The sequence below is a fragment of the Sphingobacterium sp. HSC-15S19 genome (assembly GCF_050433745.1).
Classification (GTDB): domain Bacteria; phylum Bacteroidota; class Bacteroidia; order Sphingobacteriales; family Sphingobacteriaceae; genus Sphingobacterium; species Sphingobacterium siyangense.
In genome coordinates, this window is sequence record NZ_JBNPWQ010000031.1 from 17912 (window position 1) to 39841 (window position 21930).

Annotated in this window: 22 protein-coding genes; 8 read left to right on the top strand and 14 right to left on the bottom strand. The window is 40.0% G+C overall.

Features of this window, described 5'->3' with window-relative positions:
* Positions 1-58: 58 nt before the first annotated feature.
* The gene (locus tag L1283_RS21360; RefSeq protein ID WP_429626441.1) at positions 59-3295 is read left to right on the top strand and encodes an AsmA-like C-terminal region-containing protein; all 3237 of its coding nucleotides are present in this window, start codon (positions 59-61) and stop codon (positions 3293-3295) included.
* A 112-nt stretch (positions 3296-3407) separates the two neighbouring features.
* Positions 3408-3935 carry a hypothetical protein gene (locus L1283_RS21365; RefSeq protein ID WP_075991233.1) on the top strand — a complete coding sequence of 176 codons (528 nt, stop codon included), beginning with the start codon at positions 3408-3410 and terminating at the stop codon, positions 3933-3935.
* 14 nt (positions 3936-3949) lie between these two features.
* Here the strand turns inward: L1283_RS21365 and L1283_RS21370 are convergent, their stop codons facing one another.
* Together L1283_RS21370 and L1283_RS21375 are read right to left on the bottom strand one after the other, a co-directional pair.
* Positions 3950-4363, bottom strand: a complete 414-nt coding sequence (locus L1283_RS21370; protein ID WP_088160369.1) for an NUDIX hydrolase — start codon at positions 4361-4363, stop codon at positions 3950-3952.
* Positions 4364-4498: 135 nt separating this feature from the next.
* On the bottom strand, positions 4499-5656 hold the full coding sequence (locus L1283_RS21375; protein WP_088160368.1) for an aspartate aminotransferase family protein: 1158 nt from the start codon (positions 5654-5656) through the stop codon (positions 4499-4501).
* Between the two features lie 219 nt (positions 5657-5875).
* Here L1283_RS21375 and L1283_RS21380 point away from each other — a divergent pair, with 219 nt between their 5' ends.
* Together L1283_RS21380 and L1283_RS21385 are read left to right on the top strand one after the other, a co-directional pair.
* The gene (locus L1283_RS21380) at positions 5876-7309 is read left to right on the top strand and encodes a PLP-dependent aminotransferase family protein (RefSeq protein ID WP_088160367.1); all 1434 of its coding nucleotides are present in this window, start codon (positions 5876-5878) and stop codon (positions 7307-7309) included.
* Between the two features lie 306 nt (positions 7310-7615).
* The gene (locus L1283_RS21385) at positions 7616-8614 is read left to right on the top strand and encodes a beta-ketoacyl-ACP synthase III (RefSeq protein ID WP_046673918.1); all 999 of its coding nucleotides are present in this window, start codon (positions 7616-7618) and stop codon (positions 8612-8614) included.
* A 379-nt stretch (positions 8615-8993) separates the two neighbouring features.
* Here L1283_RS21385 and L1283_RS21390 read toward each other — a convergent pair whose 3' ends face one another.
* From L1283_RS21390 to L1283_RS21420, 7 genes are all read right to left on the bottom strand, one after another.
* Positions 8994-11270 (bottom strand): multicopper oxidase family protein, encoded by a 2277-nt coding sequence (locus L1283_RS21390; protein ID WP_088163453.1) that lies wholly within the window; start codon positions 11268-11270, stop codon positions 8994-8996.
* Between the two features lie 10 nt (positions 11271-11280).
* Complete coding sequence (locus L1283_RS21395; protein ID WP_075991226.1) at positions 11281-11745, bottom strand: DUF2231 domain-containing protein; 465 nt, start codon at positions 11743-11745, stop codon at positions 11281-11283.
* Positions 11746-11749: 4 nt separating this feature from the next.
* Positions 11750-12415: a DUF3347 domain-containing protein gene (locus tag L1283_RS21400; RefSeq protein WP_088160366.1), complete on the bottom strand. Its 666-nt coding sequence runs from the start codon at positions 12413-12415 to the stop codon at positions 11750-11752.
* A gap of 12 nt (positions 12416-12427) precedes the next feature.
* On the bottom strand, positions 12428-12859 hold the full coding sequence (locus tag L1283_RS21405; RefSeq protein ID WP_429626442.1) for a hypothetical protein: 432 nt from the start codon (positions 12857-12859) through the stop codon (positions 12428-12430).
* A gap of 11 nt (positions 12860-12870) precedes the next feature.
* Positions 12871-13752: a DUF3347 domain-containing protein gene (locus tag L1283_RS21410; protein WP_075991223.1), complete on the bottom strand. Its 882-nt coding sequence runs from the start codon at positions 13750-13752 to the stop codon at positions 12871-12873.
* Between the two features lie 173 nt (positions 13753-13925).
* A complete protein-coding gene (locus tag L1283_RS21415; protein ID WP_112373693.1) occupies positions 13926-14330 on the bottom strand; it encodes a hypothetical protein in 405 nt (134 codons plus the stop codon).
* A gap of 146 nt (positions 14331-14476) precedes the next feature.
* Positions 14477-15283: an alpha/beta hydrolase gene (locus L1283_RS21420; protein ID WP_088160362.1), complete on the bottom strand. Its 807-nt coding sequence runs from the start codon at positions 15281-15283 to the stop codon at positions 14477-14479.
* A 178-nt stretch (positions 15284-15461) separates the two neighbouring features.
* Here L1283_RS21420 and L1283_RS21425 point away from each other — a divergent pair, with 178 nt between their 5' ends.
* From L1283_RS21425 to L1283_RS21435, 3 genes are all read left to right on the top strand, one after another.
* Positions 15462-15893 (top strand): SRPBCC domain-containing protein, encoded by a 432-nt coding sequence (locus L1283_RS21425; protein ID WP_075991220.1) that lies wholly within the window; start codon positions 15462-15464, stop codon positions 15891-15893.
* 169 nt (positions 15894-16062) lie between these two features.
* The gene (locus L1283_RS21430) at positions 16063-16521 is read left to right on the top strand and encodes a MaoC family dehydratase (RefSeq protein ID WP_046673910.1); all 459 of its coding nucleotides are present in this window, start codon (positions 16063-16065) and stop codon (positions 16519-16521) included.
* A gap of 40 nt (positions 16522-16561) precedes the next feature.
* The gene (locus L1283_RS21435) at positions 16562-17026 is read left to right on the top strand and encodes a GNAT family N-acetyltransferase (RefSeq protein WP_088160361.1); all 465 of its coding nucleotides are present in this window, start codon (positions 16562-16564) and stop codon (positions 17024-17026) included.
* Here L1283_RS21435 and L1283_RS21440 read toward each other — a convergent pair.
* The gene (locus tag L1283_RS21440; protein ID WP_313239449.1) at positions 17023-17997 is read right to left on the bottom strand and encodes a YeiH family protein; all 975 of its coding nucleotides are present in this window, start codon (positions 17995-17997) and stop codon (positions 17023-17025) included. The two genes, L1283_RS21435 and L1283_RS21440, sit on opposite strands and share 4 nt — an antisense overlap.
* 245 nt (positions 17998-18242) lie before the next feature.
* Here L1283_RS21440 and L1283_RS21445 point away from each other — a divergent pair, with 245 nt between their 5' ends.
* Positions 18243-18602 (top strand): bleomycin resistance protein, encoded by a 360-nt coding sequence (locus L1283_RS21445; protein ID WP_088160359.1) that lies wholly within the window; start codon positions 18243-18245, stop codon positions 18600-18602.
* Between the two features lie 76 nt (positions 18603-18678).
* Here the strand turns inward: L1283_RS21445 and cysM are convergent, their stop codons facing one another.
* The 4 genes from cysM to L1283_RS21465 all read right to left on the bottom strand — a co-directional run bounded on the left by cysM (position 18679) and on the right by L1283_RS21465 (position 21646).
* The gene (cysM, locus tag L1283_RS21450) at positions 18679-19551 is read right to left on the bottom strand and encodes a cysteine synthase CysM (RefSeq protein ID WP_088160358.1); all 873 of its coding nucleotides are present in this window, start codon (positions 19549-19551) and stop codon (positions 18679-18681) included.
* 5 nt (positions 19552-19556) lie between these two features.
* Positions 19557-20366, bottom strand: coding sequence for a serine O-acetyltransferase (locus tag L1283_RS21455; protein ID WP_075991214.1), 810 nt, complete (start codon positions 20364-20366; stop codon positions 19557-19559).
* Positions 20367-20487: 121 nt separating this feature from the next.
* Positions 20488-20871 (bottom strand): DUF3037 domain-containing protein, encoded by a 384-nt coding sequence (locus L1283_RS21460; RefSeq protein ID WP_075991213.1) that lies wholly within the window; start codon positions 20869-20871, stop codon positions 20488-20490.
* Complete coding sequence (locus tag L1283_RS21465; RefSeq protein ID WP_075991212.1) at positions 20849-21646, bottom strand: HipA family kinase; 798 nt, start codon at positions 21644-21646, stop codon at positions 20849-20851. The genes L1283_RS21460 and L1283_RS21465 overlap by 23 nt, the downstream gene beginning before the upstream one ends.
* Positions 21647-21930: the final 284 nt, after the last annotated feature.

The following is a 21930-nucleotide window of genomic DNA, read 5'->3' on the forward strand; positions in this document are numbered from 1 at the left end:
CTCTAACCCAGCCTTTTGTCAATGAAAAACGACATAATCCAAGCTCTTTTCAAAATAAATGCATCATATAACTGAGATTAATAATAATTTTCTGACTTTTGTAACCACAAATAATTACAAAGTGTCAAAAGCTACATTTATAAAGGTTGTGAAACGTATCGCTATCGTTTTTGCAAGCATCATAGTCTTACTCGTTATCAGCATATTATCCATCCCTTATATATTCGAAAATGAAGTCAATAGCAAGGTCAAATCACTGGTAAACGAACATATCAAGGGCGAGTTAAACTACGCTAAAGTGAGATTAACCTTCTTTGACCAGTTTCCACTGCTGACAGCGTCGATGGATGATGTCTTATTAAAAGGTGCCGAACCTTTTAAGAACGATACACTACTTGCCGCAAAGAAAGTAAGTTTTGGTGTGGATTTGATGAGCCTGCTCAAATCCAAAATTGTCATCGATAAATTTATCGTGAACAGCGGAAAGATCAACATTCTGGTTGACTCCCTGGGTAATGCCAATTACAATATTTATAAATCTAGCCCCGCTGATTCCACAAAAACACAAGACAATTCCGAAAGCAGTGCTTTAGCCTTCCAACTGATTAAACTGGAAAAAACCAATCTACATTACGAAGACCGCTCTATTCCGCTTAAGATAGAAGCAAAGGATTTGGAATATGAAGGCAAGGGGGATCTCATGTCAAATATATTTGACTTAAATACACGGGCAAAAATTGCATCTTTCTCCTTCTCTTTTGACAACGAACTATATGTGGACCGAAAATCAATTGATGCCAATTTGCTAACACGGATCAATACCAATACGTTATCCTTCGTATTCGAACGAAATGATATTAAAATAAATCAATTACCAGTTCGTTTCCGTGGATTGTTGTCTTTTATTTCCCATGGTTATCACCTAGATTTTAAATTAAAATCACAGGAAAGTACCTTGGCCGAATTACTTTCATTAGTCCCAAATAACTACGCTTCTTGGATCAAGGACCTCTCCGTGAAAGGTACATCTGAGGTTTTTGTTAATCTAGAAGGTGATTATATTGTCGACAACAACAAAATGCCTAATCTTTCACTTGGGCTCATGGTCAACAATGGCTTTCTCGCGTATAAACAATCCACCAATCCGCTAACAGACTGGAATGCAAAATTACGGATAGACTTGCCGGCACTGAATCCAGACTCACTACAAATTGATCTTAAACAATTTGACTTTAAAGTTGCTTCAGGCTATTTCAATGCACAGGGCAACATTGCAGGTTTACACCCTGTAACCGTGCATGCCAACATAAAAAGTGATCTTAATCTCGATAAACTCCATGCCTCGCTACAGTTTCCCGATTTTTCTTTCGGTGGAAAGTGGAATCTTGACGCGAAAATCGACGGCACATACGCCAAAGCTATTCGTCAGGTAGGGCTCCAAAAACGCGAACAGGAATACGTCGCATCCATTCCTACTTTTGATATCAAAAATACACTCGTAGATGGTAAATTCAAATTGGCTAAGCTCCCACAGGGATTGGACAAAATTGCCTATCGTCTGGAAGCAAAGGATCCCGATGGCCAGTTAAAAAGTGCATCAATAGCAATACATGATATTTCTTTTCAAGCACTTAACAATTATATAAAAGGATTTATTTCAATAACGGATTTTAATAAAATTGCAGTCAATTCCGATTTAAAGGCATCATTTAATTTAGCAGATATCAAAAAATTCTATCCAATTAAACAAGTCGAATTGGCCGGATTGGTGGATGTCAACCTCATAGCAAAAGGTTATGTAGATCTCAAACGAAACATTTTTCCCGAAACCAATACGTCCATCGTGATGAAGAATGGATTGATCAAGTCAAATGATTATCCTATCCCGATGGAAAATATTCAGGTCGAAGCTTTTGTCAATAGCGAAAAAGGTTCACTTCGAGATCTGAATGTCAAAATCCTACCGGTATCGTTTACATTTGCGGGTGAACCTTTTTTCTTGAATGCAGACCTCAAGAACTTCAATAACATCAAATACAACATACAGTCCAAGGGTAAGCTCAATCTCGGCCCTATTTATAAACTCTTTGCATTGGATGGTACCAATGTCGATGGCTTTATCTATACAGATTTCAGTTTAAAAGGCTTACAGAGCGATGCCACCAATGGTCATTATAACCGACTTCAAAATAGCGGTCGGTTAAGTATTGGAAATATCCAGGTTCAGTCCGACATGCTTCCACAGCCTATTGCAATTCGAAGTGGGAACTTCAGTTTTAATCAGGAGAAAATGAATTTCGATAAATTCCTGGTTGCCTATGCTAAGAATGATATTTCCATCAAAGGATATCTCAACAATATTATTAATTATGCAACAAGTAGTCAAGCACCGTTAAAAGGTCAATTTACACTCAGCAGCAAGAAAATCAATGTGGATGATTTCATGGTTTTCGGATCACCATCTTCCTCGACAGCTACAGGCACGTCCGAAAGCGGTGTGGTTCTTCTCCCCAAAAATTTGGACGTTCAGGTCTTAGGGCTTGTCAACGCCATATCATATAACAAAATGAATATCAAAGATTTCAAAGGAGACCTACAGGTAAAAGAAGGTAAGATGACACTTAATAAGACAAACTTTGAACTTGCGGGACTGAAAGTAGATATGAACGGAAGTTATCGTCCCATAAATCCACGTAGAGCAAGTTTTGATTATGCGGTGAAAGCCGACAGCTTTGATATTCAACGCGCTTACAAAGAGATACCGATGTTCAGGGAAATGGTTAGCTCTGCCAAAAATGCTTATGGTCTTGTTTCATTGGATTACAAATTGGGTGGCCTATTGAATGGCAATATGCAACCAGTAATGCCTTCTATCGTCGGCGAGGGATCCTTAACGCTAAATCAGATTAAGTTCAGAGGCTTCAAACTACTCAATGGAATTAGTCAATCTACTTCCAAAGAAAAATTGAAGGATGGCGAAGTAAAAAAAGTTGTTATTAAATCCCATATCAAAAATAATGTGATGACCATCGAACGCACGAAAATGAAAATGATGGGATTCAGGCCTCGCTTTGAAGGCCAAGTAACCTTAGACGGACGGATGAACCTGGGTTTTAGACTGGGCTTACCTCCTTTTGGAATCTTTGGGATACCTATGCGAATTACGGGCACTCCAGATAACTTTCATTTAAAAATGGGAAAATACAAAGAAGAGGATCTCGACATGGACATGGATGACGAGGACAGTAAAGTATATAAAGAATCTCAAAAAGTGCAAGAAACACAGGCTAAGTAAACGCGTAATTAGTTTTAGTAAATTCAGTCGACACAATAGTGCTGAATTAAAAACGTTATTAAGTTAACAGAAAGATTTGTTAACTTAATAACGTTTTTAATTGTTGAAAACTATGAGATATATACTAATTATACCGATTGCGGTTCTATCCATCTGCAGTTGGTCCAGTTTCAATACCGTTAACGATCAGAAAAACCCCTTATATGGGAAAGTATTCCGTGAGATCAATGAAATTGCTGAATTAAAATCTTATACCTACGCAACTGGCGCGCTTATTGAAACCGACAAGAATACACAGGGGGACTATCGCTTTGCTGCCGGCTATTTTACAAATGCCAAAAATGGTGTTTGTATTTTAGAGGAATTGTTACCCGATGATAGCAAAGGTAAAGTCAAATACAAGATTTTGGATACCATCAATATCCAAAAACTGAAGTCCAACGAGCAGCTTAGCTTATGCAACTGCAAGCAAGGAGACAAACCAAACAGTGAAATTATAGCCATTAGCCGGGTCGATGAAAGCAAAGAATATTTCGACAAAATCGTCAAGGCATGGCGTATGGATACCAAAAGCCAGAAAATTATACCTTTAAAAGACACAAAAGGTATAAGCTGTCTCAATGAAGGCTATGGCATCTAGTAGCGACAGGGTTTTTAAATCAATCCGTCAGCCTTCAACTTGTCAAACACATGCAAAACGCCAATGACCTGGATCGGTTCTTCCTGGTACTCTTGGTGTGAAAAATAACGAACGGCACCAATCTCATTACTGGGTTCGATCTGCTCTGTTAATGGATACAGAAAACAATCTTGTTCCATGATAACCTCTGGCACAAGCCCGTATGCCGGGGCTGTAACATGGCAATAATAGGAGATTTTATCCGGATCCAGATTGATATTTAGCTCCTCCAAAATTTCACGACGAAGGGACTGCAGAGCTTCCTCCCCCGCATCAATCTTTCCACCCGGCAGATACCATGCCTTTCTATTGTTGCTATACGCTAATAATAATTTATCCTCCTTAATACTCACTAAACCCGCTGTAGGCAAACATTTTGTTGTTGTCATGAAATGTATTATAAGCTATTACTGATTAAATACGCTAGATGTGAAATTACTTCTTTTACGACATTTATCAAAGCGCGACAGCTAATTTGGAGAATCCTGCATTAAAACTTAGCACAAAATCAATAGAGAGGCTAATCAATATCCCGAAACATCATGGGCTAGTTTCTCTTTGAGCACAAGCTTCCGTAGACTCTTCAAAAAAGTCTCCGCATGATTCATGGTAAAACACAGCGGCGGTAATAGACGGAGCGTATAGCGTCCTGCATATCCTGTAAAAATCTTTTCAGAAAACAGAAGTTCTTTCCGCAGTTGTCGAATATCGTTTTCAAACTCTACGCCGATCATCAAACCTTGCCCTCTAACTTCACTCACGCCATGAATTTTTCTTAATTCTGTCAACAAAAATTCACCTACAACTGCGGCATTATCAATCAATTGCTCCTTTTGAATTACATCAAGTACAGCCAGAGCCGCCGCGCAGACCGCATGACTTCCGCCAAAAGTAGTCCCCAATTGTCCTATGACCGGCTTTATTTTAGGCGAAATAATTGTCGCCCCCATCGGCAGCCCATTTGCAATCCCTTTGGCCACAGTAATTAGATCGGCTTCTATCCCAGCATGCTGATGTGCAAAGAAAAGTCCCGTGCGCCCATAACCGCATTGAATTTCATCCAAAATAAGCATGGTCCCAGTTTTCGTGCAGATTGCTCTTACTTCCTGTAAGAAACTAGGACTTGCCCAATGAATTCCCCCGACACCTTGAATAGGTTCAATAATGACCGCACAATATTCTTCCGTTTCCAATTGTTTTTTCAAACTGGAGATCTCGTTGAAAGGTGTAAAGACAAATTGTTCACTTTCATTTAATGGTGCACGAATTGACTGGATATCCGTTGCCGCAACCGCAGCTGAGGTTCTCCCATGAAACGCATTGGACATCGCCAATACTTTCCTCCTTCCCGTATGGAACGAAGCTAACTTCAGTGCATTTTCATTTGCTTCAGCTCCCGAATTACTGTAAAAAATAGCATACGTCGGATAACCACAGGCACTGCCTAAGCGTTCGGCCAAACGATCCTGAAGATCGTTTGTAACTGCATTTGAATAAAATCCGATCTTGTTCATCTGTTTTATAGTTTGCTCAACAACATGCGGATGGCTATGCCCAACAGAAATAACGGCATGACCACCATAGAGATCTAGATAGGCCTGCTGCTGTTTATCATAGACAAAGCAACCAAGAGCTCGTTCGATCGCAATATCAACTTTCTCAAAAACGGGAAATGGTTTCATGAATGACTTAGAATTAGTAAAACTCAAAAATCCACTTAAATCCCCTTTCATTCCTAGTCCAAGATGGTTATTTATTCCTAGTCCAGCCGAAACAGGCAATAAACAAAATAACTCATCTTAAATAGAATAGCGCAGCACTGCTCATGCGCCATCTATCGAATGTATTTTAATCCTGCAGAACAATTGTATATTTGAACAATTACCCGATACAACAGCCTCATGCTTAGACCTTGGAATTTAACGATAGATATTGACAGATCCTCTTCAAAAGCGATTTACATCCAAATAGCGGATAACATTGCTGCTGATATTCAATCAGGTAGATTGCCGAAAGGAACGGCCTTACCGAGTAGCAGATCTCTTGCAGCCCAACTAAAATTAAACCGAAACACGGTAATTGATGCCATACAGTTGCTGTTGAGTGAAGGCTGGCTGGTTAGTCAAGCACGTAGAGGTATATTTGTAGCGGCCCAATTACCTTATGGCTCGAACCTATATGTTGCACAAAAGATCGAATTATCTGATCTTCAGCCTCCAACACGTATTATATTCGATGACGGTAATCCAGACAGTAAGATTGCCCCGGTAGAACAGCTCGGACGGGCTTATCGCCAAATTTTTAAACGCAGCGCACGTTGGAAAATGATGGGATATGCCGATCCCCGAGGTCATCTAGATTTTCGTGAAGAAATCGCCAATATGCTCAACATCGAACGCAACATGCACATCGATAAAAATAAGCTATGCATCAGTCGTGGAAGCCAAATGGCCATGTACCTGGTCGCCCAATGCCTATTGCAGCGCGATGATTATATCTTTGTAGAGTCCCCTGGATACCATTCAGCCTGGAAGATCTTTGAAAAAGCCGGCGCGAAATTGATTCCTATTCCCGTAGATACCGATGGTCTTATCGTTGAAAAATTGCTACCTCATTTATTGAAAAAGAGCAACATTAAGGCGCTATACCTTACACCACATCGACAATATCCAACCACTGTCACTTTAAGCAAAGAACGGAGATCACAATTAATAGCATTATCCAACCAATATAACTTCACGATCATTGAGGATGATTACGACTACGAATTTCATTTTGAACAAGTTCCCTATTATCCGCTCGCTTCACAACAGGAGCTGATCAATACAGTATACATTGGTACGCTGAGCAAAGTTGTCGCACCAGCACTCCGTATCGGTTATCTTGCGACGAGAAACGAGCTTTTGCTCCAGCAGATTACCGAACTTCGCTACATCATCGATATCCAAGGTGACAATATTATGGAGCAAGCTGTACTGGAACTCATTCAGGATGGAACAATTCGTAGACATATCCGAAAAGCAACACAGTTTTACAAAAGGAAACGTGATTTTATGATTGCCCAATTGGACAAACATCTGCAGGATCATGTGAACTACACCTCTCCACAAGGGGGATTGGCGGTTTGGCTATCTTTTAAACATCAAATCGACTGGGCATTTTTATTCCAAAAATTAAAGGAAAGATCAGTAGATATACCGCATCCCGAAAACTACAGCAGAGAAAATGTTTTTGGCGGAATACGGCTTGGCTACGGATCCTTATCAGAGGAATTGATCGAAGAAGGAATAGTCATTTTGGCTGAACTTTTGGAACAGGCAAAACTCTCCACGTAATGGTTTGAAACACAAAAAGCAACTAGACTATTTTCCAATTCGGACGGACTTCATTAGATTAAAATTCTGAAAAAACAAGCACATTCAATATTTAATTCCGCCCCATAAAGACCGATTAAAAGATTAGTATAGGTAATACGTAAAAAACAGTTAAAAATGCTGATAAAACGTAATTATTTTGTCAAAAATCAATTTTTTCACTTATTAATCGCATAAATTAACCGTAGTTTTACGGCGCAAAAGACACACGAGTAATTCCTAATAGGATAGCTATATAATAAGAGAGAGAATAGAGTACATTAATTTATGACTGAGAGAATACCCAGCAGGCCATATGCAGCAATAACTGGTATTGGCGGATATATTCCACCGAATAAAAGATCGAATACAGATTTGGAGCAGTTTTGCGATACATCCGATGAGTGGATTATCAAACGCACAGGTATTAAGGAGCGGAGAATTTTAGAAGAAAATCTTGCCACATCAGACATGGCTGTAAAAGCTATACAAGATTTGGCAACACAATATCATAAAAATCTGAACGATGTAGATGCCCTAATTGTGGCGACTTCTACACCTGATATGCCTATGCCGGCAACAGCAAATATCATTTTAGAAAAATTAGGTCTTACCAATGTTTGGGCTTTTGATGTCAATGCTGCGTGCTCTGGATTTTTATATGCCTTAGATATGGCTTCTGCTCTCGTTGAGACTGGACGTTATAAAAATGTACTCGTAGTCGGAGCCGACAACATCAGTACTTATGTCGATTTAAAAGACCGTTCAACCAATATTCTTTTCGGTGATGGCGCTGGTGTGATATGGCTTGAGCCATCTTTAGAAGGTGGAATTATGGATGCCTATCTATGTAGCAATGGAGCGGGAAAAGAATTTTTAAAAATTGAAGCCGGCGGTTCTTTGTATCCAATCGACAGCAATCTTCCTGTTAACGACAACAGATTCCTGAAACAAGATGGTAAAACTGTATTTAGACATGCTGTGCAGTCTATGAGCGATGCCTGTAATACGGTTTTGCAACGCAACAACCTACAGATTGAAGATATCAATTGGTTAATCCCACATCAGGCTAATCAGCGCATCATTGATGCCGTTGGGCGTAGTCTTAATATACCAGAAGATAGAGCGTTAAGTAATATCGAATACCTAGGAAATACCATTGCTGCCACGATCCCACTATGTATCTGGCAAAATATTAAAAAATTAAATACCGGTGATTTAGTCATGTTAACCGCCTTTGGTGCCGGTTTCTCTTGGGGAGCCAGCATATTTAAATGGATGATTTAAGCGATCAAAAACTTTAGTCGTCATAAATTCACACTAAAATAAAACCCCAGGAATCAATGATTTCTGGGGTTTTTCTTTATTTCCCGCCACCAAAAACAGGATCGCCATTGCGCAAGAAGAATCGAACCTATCCTCTTTTTACAGGCAGCACCGTGAAGAAGAAAGGAATAAATACTGGGGAGTTTATAGGGAGCTTATACGGACCTTATAGGGACCTCATTCGGATGAAAGCGTCTAAAGTCCGATTTAATTTCCAATGAAGTCTCAATAAAGTTTGTATCATTTCAGAAGATGTCCTCCATTTATTCTCTCTTTTAATGGCAAAAGAAAAGGGGGCTTTGCACTGCAAAGCCCCCTAACTCAAATAAGATCTACGCTTTTAATAATTTAATGACAGGCCCACACCAAACCCCATATCACTATCATAATGCGTTCTAAACGCCATATTTTTGGTGATGACATAATTTAGTCCGGCCATATATTCAAGGTCCGAGTTGACCATAAAATCACCACGGATTCTTCTAGCGATCGGAATATCTTCGCGCATCAGCTGCAATCTGACAATACCATCGTGATATACCTCCGCCTGAAAGTTGACCAACATAGGTAAAGTATACATAAAACCTAGACTCAAAGCTTTGCGACTATCTTTTTTATTGGCCTGTCCAAAGATATTTTTCTCATGTTCATCCTCCCCCATACGGCGATAACGATAATCAAAACCTACAAATGGCATAAACCATTGCATCTTCCCAAAGTATCTACCCAGGTGGGTTTCCACCTCATAGCCATGCATATCGTTATACCCTAATCGCCATTCGGAACCGAGCTGCCAACGCGCATTCTGAAACATGGCCTGACCGTCATTTCCATTGGTCGCAAAATCATTTTGCGCCATAAAATGGGTCATATTACTTTCCATTTGCAATTCCTTGTAGGCTTTGGCTTTGTCTGGAAGATTGGGATTTTTATAATCATCCACAGCAAACACACGATTCATCCCAGCCATCATATGATACAGGATGTGGCAATGAAAAAACCAGTCCCCTTCTTCATTTGCTAAGAATTCGATCGTATCCGTCTCCATTGGCATGATATCTACCACATTTTTCAATGGCGCTTTTGATCCTTTTCCATTCAACAGTCTAAAGTCAAAGCCATGCAGATGTATTGGATGACGCATCATCGAATTATTATAGATGGTAATGCGCAATACCTCGCCCTTTTTTACCGGTATCTTATCCGTTTCCGAGAGAATTTTATTGTCCATGCTCCATACATAACGGCTCATATTTCCCGTAAGCGTAAATTTAAGATCTCGTATCGGCGCTTTTTTAGGCAATTCAGTCGCTTGAGGAGACTCCAGCATCGCATAGTTTAGCGTTACAATATCGCCCAATGCATTGGCATTATAACGATTGGGATCTTCTTCCATCTTCATTTGTCCATGATCCATACCGCTATGTTTACTGTGATCTTCTTTTTTCTTTCCATCACCTGTAATTTCGGGATACATCACCACATTCATATCCATCTGATTCAGACTCATCTTCATACCCATATCATTGAGATCCCCATTCATCTTCATCATATCGTTCATCATCTTCATGCCTTCAAAATATTTAAGGCGGGGAAGTGGAGAAATCAACTGTTTAATACCATTTCCGACAAAATAACTTGCAGATTGTGTTCGATCTTCTGTTGTTGCCATAAATTCGTAAGCTGTGCCTTCATTTGGAATTGTTACAACGACATCATAAGTCTCCGATACGGCAATCATCAATCGATCGACCTCCACCGGTACCACATCATTCCCATCATTGGCAACAACGGTAATTTTGCCACCTGCATAGCGCAGCCAAAAATAAGACGAAGCACCACCATTGGAAATTCGCAAACGCACTTTATCTCCTGCTTTCAAAGCTTTACCGTTCACCGATTTTAAATCCGTGGAATGAGCCCCGTTCATCAAGACCTTATCATAATACACATCACTGACATCCATTGCCAGCTGACGTTTCCATTCATTCGTAACTTTAGTTTTAAACTTTCCTTCTTTAATAGCTTCAACGTACGATTGTGTAGCGCCTTTTTTTATCGCGGCCCAATCGTTGGCCGTGTGTAGCATCCGCTGAATGTTATCGGGGTTATAATTTGTCCATTCGCTCAATATGACCGGAATCGTGGGTAAATCATCAATTCCTTTGCGGAAAGTCTTATCATCTACACGCTTGTTGAGAATAAGACTACCATACATACCGATCTGTTCCTGCAAGCCGGAATGCGAATGATACCAGTGTGTACCGTGCTGGATTATCGGAAAGCGATAAGTATAAGTCGAATTCGGCTGTATAGGTTCCTGCGTCAGGTGTGGCACTCCGTCTTCTTTGTTCGGCAGAAAAATACCATGCCAATGTAGCGACGTGCTCTCCTTTAACTCATTGTGAACAACAATTTCCGCCGTATCTCCTTCAGTAAAAGTCAGGGTAGGCATCGGAATCTGTCCGTTTACAGCGATTGCCCGTTTTGATTTACCGGCATAATTGACAATGGTATCCCGTACATAAAGGTCATGACGAACCACTTTCTGGGCCAGCACTGTCAGTTGTGTCATCAATAATAAAACAACCGTTAATATATTACTCTTTTTACGCATGTTCATTCATTTAATTGATTAGTATTCCATTTCCCATCGGCCCTACGCCATATTGGTAGACCAGTCTAGCCCCGTGATGTCCTGTGACAAATAGTGTCACCGATAAACTTATCAACAAAATCAATATCAAATAGTTTATCCAGGCACCTGTATCTTTCCGCAATCCAACAAAATGCAGGACCGTTGTGCCACTTGCAAGCCAAAAGCTAATCCAGGCAAAACGTTGATGGATCTCAAAAACCGCAAAGGCTCCTTCATCGGCATCGCCTGAAATATGGTTTGCGGTCTGAATTGCAGCAAAAGCTCCAAGTGTTCCCAATAACAACAATCCAAAAGTCAGCACAGTGAAAGGACGTCGATGTTTTTTAAACAATAAGGCACCTATATGACTGATCAACGCCGTCAACAAGAGTACAATCGGAAAATGCACCAATAGCGGATGTAGACTAGGCAGTCCTTCGAATAAGCTTTTCATTGTTTTATTGTATAGTTTCTACGATAGATCCACAGGTGGGCATTGACTGACCTAGATAAGGATTTTCAATTTTCTTTTGTGTGCTCAACCAATTGGCTCCTTTTCCATCACGATACATGGGGCAGTGCTGATAATATACCGTAACTTCAGGTTTGACAGATTTCATCAACACATACATATTTTTGGAAAGGGTCACAAAGTGCTCACGCTGATGTTCATTTTCTTTAATTCCAGCAATATGCTCTGTATCGAAAGCCAATTTCCGTTGGTATTCCTTCCAAAGTTTTCCTTGAACAGCATTTAATTGTCTGCTATCAAGTTTTTCAATGGCAGCCTGGGTTCCTTTCGCAGCTGTCTGTGCTGCCGCTCCATTATCCTTAACCAATGCATCTTTCAGTTCGAAATAGGCACTGTATAAGCCTGCAAAAGGATTGCTAACTGTTTTTAGATCAACTTTCTCAGTGGATGATTCTATTTTTGCTGCCGTATTACTTACGCCAGCGGTCTCTTCTTTATTCAAAGCGGTATCGCCTTTGCTTTTGTCGACAGCTATCGTTGCGGTATCCGCAGCAACAGTGACCATATGATCTGCATGTGTATTTTTCGATGTTGAATTCTTGCATGCAACGAATATCAGAGCGACTGCCACAATTGGCATAACCTTTTTCATAATTAAGTGTATTTATAGGTTTAGATTTTTAATGTAATTTCGATAGTTTGTTTCGTTTTCAAAATAGGAAACTTCCCCCTGATCGCCGGTAATTGCGATGGAAGCCGTTGCCTTATCCACTTCTTTTTTTGAAAAAGGATCAATAGCCACACGTATCGCAGCTTCTTGGGGTATGCGCTTTTTACACATTTCACAGCAGCCATAATAATCCTTACCCTCGTGTCTGATCAGCAATTGTTTTTTCCCCATAAAAGCATCATTCACCATGCAAACTTGTGCTGTAGGCACAAGATCGCCCACCTTGTATTGAACGGACTGTACAGGCAAACCGATAGCAGGATCAGTAGAAGCTATTCGATCTTCAGCTTTGGTATTCGTTTGTGAACTACCACAGGCCGTTAAAGACAACACAACAACCGATAGGATAGCTAGGAAATAATTCATAACGCAGCCGATTAGTTTAACGTTTCTACTGTACTTCCACAACTGATCATTTGTACGCCAAAGAATGGGTTTTTCACGGCATTCTCCTTACTTAACCAATGCGCTCCCTTGCCTTCATTAAACATGGGGCAGTGCTGATAATAAATAGGTCCATCCACTTTACTCACCTTCAGAAGCTCATACAACGTAGTTGAAAGAGATGCAAAAGCCACACGTTGCTTAGCCACATCTTTATTTTTAGTTATACCTGCCGCATCGGTTGCCAGCTTATCCATAACCTTCATCCATACGGTATGTTCATCGTGGCTAAGTTTATTCATATCGACAGCTTTGATTGCTGCTTGAAATGCCTCTGCCTGAGCTGCAGCTACCACCGCATCCGTCTTCACCAAAGCATCCTTTAGCGCAAAATAAGGATTTGTCAACTGCGCAAATGCGGTCTTTTCATCGGCTGATTTTGTGCTCGCCGAAGGTTGAATTATCGTTTGTAAGCCCTGGCTATGATTCGTATGATCGACCTGATGTTCAGTGCCATTTTTTAATGCTGGTTTTAGGATTCGTTCATATTGTTCAGCTTTTGCCAATTGAATATAAGCATCATCTGGAGCCAGAAATTTTTCATTGTCGAACCCCGCCAATGCAATACGCTTAAGGACCTCATCCGCGCTTGTTTTTGAAGAGTCGTAGGTAACAACTGCTAGCTTGGTTGTCTGATTCCAGTCAACTTTAGCAAATTGTCTGTCCTTGCCTTCTTTTTCAATGATCGTTTTAACAGCCGGAGTGTTTCCAAAAATCTTTACAGTCGCTGTCTTTGCATTTTTAATTTGTGCATGTGTATGTTGGGTGGATAGTAATACAGGGATTACCAAACCAAGTAATGAAATTAATCTCATGATTATGATATGTAGTATATAAAAGAATACTGACGAAAAACCTTTCTACAGCGATTTACTGTATTTGCGTATTGAATCCGATAGATTCAAAGGGATTTTCATAAATTAAATAAACGAGATTTTGGATAGAGAAACCGATCCAAAAAGACATAGCATGGGCTAACAGTCTAACTTTAAGCGATCTGAGGAGGTTGCCAAATGGAAAAATAGGCATCTGCGCAATAAGGTTGTTTATAACGCGCATAAGCGTTTAATGCATCAGCATGCAAGGGTAAAATAAGCTGAGCTTCGATTACTGAAACAATAGGATTACATTGCAGCGAGGTGCGGCATGATTTTTCGCCACAATGTTTACCACAGTCATCCCCATGGTGATCAGATTTTGGCGATTCAGCTCTTTCATCTTTACAACAATCTTCTGTTCCGACATCTTTTATATGTTGTCTTTCATCAAGACAACAGGATTTTTCTTCCTGTTTTGGCTTTTCGGACGGTTCGTGGCAGGCAAATAACCTATGGGGTGCTAAAAAAAGCCCCAGCATACAGATTATAAATACGATATTGCGTTTTGCCCACATAACGGATTAAATTTGATAAGTAGAGATGTGCTACTTTGGAGGTAAATTTCGGTAGAATTTACGAATGTACAATTGTAATATTTCCTATTTTGTTTATAATATTTTGATTTGCTGTATTTCCGATTCTCGGCCTGACCACATAAAAACTATTTTTCGAGTCCTTTGATCCAGTTAAGCATCAACAGACAGCCGGGTGCATACACTCCTCCATGATCAAAACCCTGCAGTTGGTACAACGAGGTTTTGGGATGCCCAACCTGTTTTAAGATCGCTGCCAAATGTGCGTTTTCCTCAAACCGTGCGGCCATTTCCAATTGTTGATCGCCAGTGATCAGGAGAATTGGCGGTGCATCCTTCCGTGCAAAAGAAAGTGGTGCAAACTGATCAATCTGGGGGATCACCATAGATTGACCACGTTCCTTTTTAATTGTATAATGCGTATTTGTTTGCCCACTAATCGGCGCCAGCCCTTTTATATTATTTGCATCAACACCAAATTTTTGAAGGTAATGCTTATCCAAACCAACCATTAAAGCCAGGTATCCGCCTGCAGAATGCCCCGACACATAAATTTTTGAGGGATCTCCACCATAGCTGGCAATATGTGAAAATGTCCATGCAACAGCCTCAGCAGCATCTTCAATATAGCTCGGCGATTTCGCTTTGGGGCTTAGCCGATAATTTACCGCTACAACCGCTACACCTTTCTCTTTAAGTTCAAGTGGAATAAATTTATTTCCCTCCTCTAGTCCACCTCCATGAAACCATACGATGGTAGCAAAATTTTTACGATCAGTCGGGATATAGATATCCAATTTACAACGTTCTTTCTTATAAGAATCTGGTTCATCAGGTTTACAATAGGCAACGTCGGTTGTCGTTTTATATTGCTGCGCAAAAATCAAACTCGGTGAAAACAGAAAAAAGAAGATAACAAGCAATTTGGAGGACATATAAATCGTATTTAAGTGTTAAATAGCTTAAAGTTAACAAAACTCAATCAAAACCTTTTGGTTGCACCAAAATAAGTTTCAACTTTACACTTTTTATTATATATTGATAATTATCTGGCGATAGATATAACAAAACCCAAATTTTCCTGTTATTAACTTAGAAAACATCAAACATTTTATGGAACAGATAAAGATTGAAACCCATATCAACGTACGCGTAGAAACGATCTGGAATGCATATAACTCAGCCGAGGATATCATGCAATGGAACCATGCTTCAGACGATTGGCACTGTACAAGTTCAATCAATGATTTACGCATTGGCGGAAAGTTCAAAAACCGCATGGAGGCAAAAGACGGATCTATGGGCTTTGATTTTGAAGGCAGCTATACCGCACTTGAACCCTTTAAAAAAATAGCCTATGTTATGCCTGATGGCCGTCATGTTGAAGTCAACTTCAATGCAAAAAAGTCTGCTACGGATATCACGATAATTTTTGATGCAGAAACGGAAAATCCAATTGATATGCAGCGTAATGGATGGCAGGCCATACTCGAAAATTTCAGATCCTACGTTGAAAACACTTATGCAACGACACAACTCGGGTAACCGTATTAATGACGAACGAACTTAGCTTGTCTTTTCATGCGATCATCTTTTAAATAAAGGATATGCTTAGGATTCTTAAAAGTATAGTTATATTTAGCCACTAATTCATCTTCCCTTCTCCATTAAAAGCGGGGAACGATACCAACAAAACGCGATAAAAAGATTACATATGACAATAATTAACAATTATGAAGAGTACAAAGCCTTTGAAGGAAAATCATTAGGCGAATCCCAATGGCATGTTATTGATCAAAAACAAATTAATCAATTTGCGGATGCAACACTAGACCACCAATGGATTCATTTAGATAGCGAAAAGGCCAAAACGGATAGTCCTTTCAAATCAACTATTGCCCACGGCTATCTGACCTTGTCCCTTATTCCTTATTTATGGAAACAAATTGCTGAAGTAAGAAATGTCAAAATGGAAATCAATTATGGGATTGAAAACCTACGTTTTGCACAACCCGTTTTGGTTGACAATGCTGTACAGCTACATACACAAGTAAAATCGGTGGTCAATTTGAGAGGGGTTGTTAAAGTTACCATTGAAGCTACATTGAAAATCAAAGACAGTGCAAAACCGGCTTACGTGGGTGATGTTATCTTTTTATATCATTTCAATTAATTCCAACATTAGACTATAGGCCATTGGCGAATTCTTATACATGCGCAATAGCTTTCAAATAAAACTTATTACAAATCATAAGGATTATCCTTATGATTTGTTGCTTTTAGCAGACGAAACCATTCATGCAATCGACAAATACCTCTATGAATCGATGGTTTATGTTGTCTATGAAATGGTAAAACCTATCGCTGTTTTCTGTTTATATCCGGTCAATACGGAAACATTAGAGATTAAAAACATCGCCGTATCACCAGAGTTTCAAGGCATGGGCCTCGGAAGTCAACTACTTGATTTTATCAAGGAGAACTACCAGCAATACCCGAACCTGATTGTGGGTACCGCAGATTGTGGTCTGGCTCAAATTCGTTTTTATGAACGAAATGGCTTTGTTAAATACGCTATCCGTAAAGATTTTTTCATCGAAAATTATGAGCTGCCTATTTATGAAAATGGTCAACTGTTGAAAGATATGATTATGCTGAAGTATACGTTAAATGCCTAAAGGCAAAAATAAATATAGACAAGTACCGGTATTGATAATCCCAACCACAGCACTACTCCTTGTAGTATTGCTTTAAAACCTACTGCCAACAAAACCTCCCTAGACAAACTTGCTCCAATTAAAAACAAAGTTAAGGTAAGCCCCATCTTTGAAATATAGACGACATAGCCTCCTATATGCTGAAAAAAAGGGATATAACTTGTTAAGATAACCGCCAATACAAATAGACCAATAAAATATGGTATTTTAATGCTCGTCCCTTTGGTCTTGAATGCTACAGCACTTAAACAGGCGATCGGAATAATCCATAAAGCTCTAGTTAATTTTACGGTTGTCGCGACCTGTAGTGCTTCATTACCATACTTACTCGCTGCACCAACGACAGAACTGGTATCCTGTATAGCAACCGCGCACCATAAACCAAATTGCGTCTGGCTGAGATCAAGCAAATGACCGACAACAGGAAATACAAATAAAGCAATGGCATTCAGTACAAATATGGTCCCTAGCGCCACGCTTACTTGCTTCTCATTGGCTTTTATAGTTGGTGAAACCGCCGCAATAGCACTTCCACCACAAATGGCCGTGCCGACAGAAATCAAATAAGCGGTTACCTTTTCCAACTTGAGTAACCTACCCAATAGATAGCCCAATGATAATGTTCCGAGAATAGAAATAACGGTTAACACAAACCCTTGCTTACCCGTTTGGATAGCCGTATCGATATTCATTCCAAAGCCAAGTCCAACGACAGAAATCTGTAACAAAATCTGTGTTGCCCTGTGATTGACTGCCAGAAAGGGATGACCGATCCATTGTGCCACAATAATACCCAAAAGTAAGGCAAGCGGAGCTGAAACAAATGGGGTAAGACACAATACAAATAAGAGTATAAAAATGATTTCCCGAACGGAGATCTTTCGATTGAGTAGCTGCTTATAACGAATTGTCGTATTTATTTTTTTGTCCATGACAATGATACATTGATTTGGCACAAAATTGAATAACTCTCAATTATTTTAAAAGACACAATTATAAATGAGTCATAACAATTGGTTATAACAAACAACTACATTTTAGCCAAAATAGCTAAAGAATACGTTATAAAAATGAAATAATCCTTATTGTTAGAACATTAAAATATTACGATAAATGATTATATTTCAAATAGGTTACTAAACAGATGGATTAAACTCGACTTAATAATTATATACCGATGAAACTGACAGCCATTCACCCCAAACTGCCCATGCGCAACAAAACCCTTACAAAGGATTTTTATCTACATAAACTTGGATTTTCATTATGTGGCACTGCCGACTATGAAGGGTATCTGATGTTGAAGAAAGATGATATTGAAATTCATTTTTTTGAATTCCAAGAACTTCCACCCGAAGATAATTATGGTATGGTTTATATACGTACAGACGATATTGATTGTCTGTATGAATCTTTTCAAGAAAATAACGTTGAGATTCATCCCAATGGTAAACTTGAGATGAAGCCTTGGGGTCAGCGTGAGTTTTCGATTTTAGATCCCGACAGCAATCTACTAACCTTTGGCGCCGATGCTTAGACATTGAAAAGCCCACTAAAGATTGCTAAAAATAAGCGAAGATCCGTAGTGGGCTTGGTATTGTTCGTATGGGTTCTTAGCCAAAAAGGTCTGAACTCAAATAACGATCACCTCGGTCACAGGCAATAAAGACAATAAGGCCTGCTTCGATTTCATTTGCAATTTTAAGTGCTCCGGCAAAAGCTCCGCCGGTACTCATTCCGGCAAAAACACCTTCGCGCTTGACAAGCTCCCGCGCAAACTCGGTTGCTTCCTGTTGGGATATATCGATGACACGATCTACCCTGCTCGGATCAAAAATCTTGGGCAGATATGCTTCGGGCCAACGCCGTATACCTGGTATCGAGGATTCCGGAGTAGGCTGGCAACCTACAATCTGAATAGCTGCATTTTTCTCCTTCAGATAGATGGAGTTTCCCATAATTGTACCTGTAGTACCCATAGCGCTTACAAAATGTGTAATCTTTCCGTCTGTATCACGCCAGATTTCAGGTCCCGTTGTCTTGATATGTGCTTCGTAATTATCCGGATTTGCAAATTGATTCAATATAAAATAACCTTCTTTTTCGGCCTTTTCTTCTGCATAATCGCGGCATATTTCCATGGATTCCAATAAGGTGACTTTAGCGCCATAAGCCTCCATCGTAAGTGTTCGCTCCCGTGTTGAAGAAGCCGGCATCACAAGCTCAAGGTTAAGTCCATATATACCTGCAATCATAGCCAGTGCGATTCCGGTATTTCCACTCGTTGCCTCAATCAATTTGCTATCTTTTGTAATGTCACCGCGCTCCATCGCCGAGCGGATCATATTTAGTGCCGCACGATCTTTCACCGAACCAGCAGGATTATTCCCCTCCATTTTCGCAAATATCCGCACCTTGGGATTTGTATGAAATTGTGTTATCTCGACTAAAGGCGTATTTCCTATGGTATCTATGATATTTCCCATGGTATCTATATTATTGGTTTCGAATCTATAAATTTTGATGTGGCCTGATGATATACGGTGGTATAAGGCTCTACAGAACTTGTCAACCAAACATTCCCGCCAATGACCGAATGATGGCCGATGTGTGTTTCACCGCCGAGGATGGTGGCCCCTGAATAGATAATGACATGATCACCGATTGTCGGGTGGCGTTTTACATTGGAAAACACCTTATCAACACTCAGCGCGCCCAAGGTTACACCCTGATAAAGCTTCACGTAATTACCAATGGTGCAGGTTTCACCGATGACTAATCCGGTGCCATGATCAATATGCAGATGATGGCCTATCGTTGCTCCGGGATGGATATCAATACCTGTTTTAGAATGGGCATGTTCCGTCAATATGCGCGGTATCAAAGGAACACCCAAGCGATGCAGTTCATTGGCCATTCGGAAGATACAGATGGCAAAGAAACCGGGATAAGTACGTACGACTTCTCTTTTATTCTGTGCTGCTGGATCCCCATCCATCAATGCGTCTGCATCCCAGCACATCAATTCATAAAGCTGTGGAATCCGTTCAAAAAACTTGTGCGCTACTTCTGAGTGATTGCAGCTTTGACAAGCTTTGGATTTGCTCAGGAGTTGCTCCAGTTCTAATTCAAATTGTTCAAAAGCGAGCTTCACATCATCGACCGATTTCATCTCGCTAGAATTTCGTTCGGGGAAGAGCACATCCACAATTCGGATAGCCCAGCCACAGATCTTCTTGTTAGAAGGCATTTCTAGAACAGCAAGTTGCTGTTCATAGATATGTTGATAAAAATCATGCATCTTCACTAGTTTATTAAAACAAATATACTATACAATATTGATAGATTAAGCCTTATTATCAAAACTTAGCCCCTTTGACCATCACGTATTGTCCCATGATCAAGGGTGCACATCTTTTAATTTACAGAACCAGACGCTCAAACAGCTCCTTCAATGTTGCTTCGGGGTCCTCACATAATCCGGGATGTGATGCCGAACATTGAATCAGGGTACTCCGCTTTGCGGTCAGCCATCGAAAGCGTTCGGTGATATCCAGTGCAGCAAGTTTGCCGGCATCTTTTTCGCCGTGGCAGATTCGTTGGAAAGATGAAAGATGATTTTCGATCAATTCCAATTCAATATCCGGACAAAGCGACCGTACCTTCTGTTCATTAACAAGATAAACCATCTTCGCAAAACGATACTTACGACAATAAAGAGCTACGCCTACATTGATAAATTCCTCTCGCTCCACCCGTGGTATCAAACGTACCACAGCATACTCATATACGGTCTTTTCTGGCATCTTCTATTTGTTTTACAAAAATGGATGAATTGGCTACACGCCGTTTCAGGAAAGAAACATACACTTCGCGCGCATCGGCTGCAGAGAGCTCACGTTCGGCATCTTCCAGCCATTCATCGGGTACCACCGCCAATATTCCGCGAAATACCGCCTCCGTAAAAACGGAACGGTATTCCTGATCTATTTTCTCCACCATACTTGCATTTTTGAGCAGTACGTGATCTTTAATCTGAACAAATGGTTTTAGGGATTGTTCTTCCCAATTATCCCAACTGTGATGAAAATATAAGGAAGCGCCGTGATCTATCAACCAAAGTTCTTTATGCCATATCAGCATATTTGTATTCCGCACAGTACGGTCTACATTCATCAAGAGTGAATCTAACCAAACAATTTTCGATGCTTCCTCCGCGCCGATAGCATCGACATTCGCGTCAAATGTGATTGCTCCACTCAGAAAATGAAGTCCCAGATTTTTGCCCACACTAAATTTGAGCAGATCCTGAATTTCTTCATCGGGTTCTGTACGGCCAAAGGATTCGTTCAACTCCGCAAATACAATTTCGGGAACTCTTAATTTGAGCAATCTCGCCAGCTCTCCACCGATCAATTCCGCAATCAATGCTTTTCGTCCCTGACCTGCCCCTCTAAATTTTATAACATAACTAAAGCCATCATCGGCATCGACTAATGCGGGTAAAGACCCCCCTTCCCGAAATGGCTGAACATATCGGATGATCTCTACTTCTCTAATAACAGGTTGTTGAAAATCCATGAATTTATATTTTTACTATCTTCAAAGTTGGCAAGACACCTTGCAAACTGATCAAACTTATCTAAAGTTACCCATATTTAAACGTTTGAGGATATAGGAAACGAGAAATTCACGTCATGCACTTGCACGATGCTGTTGCCCCTAGCCCCTGCGAACTTTTAATTGTGGTAATATCCAAAATTATTGTTTATATTTTAGCAATAAAGCACAAATTGTACATTCATTTGACCGTTGGAAGTATTATTTTCTAATTATATTTGTAGTGTAATCACAACTTGTCTCAT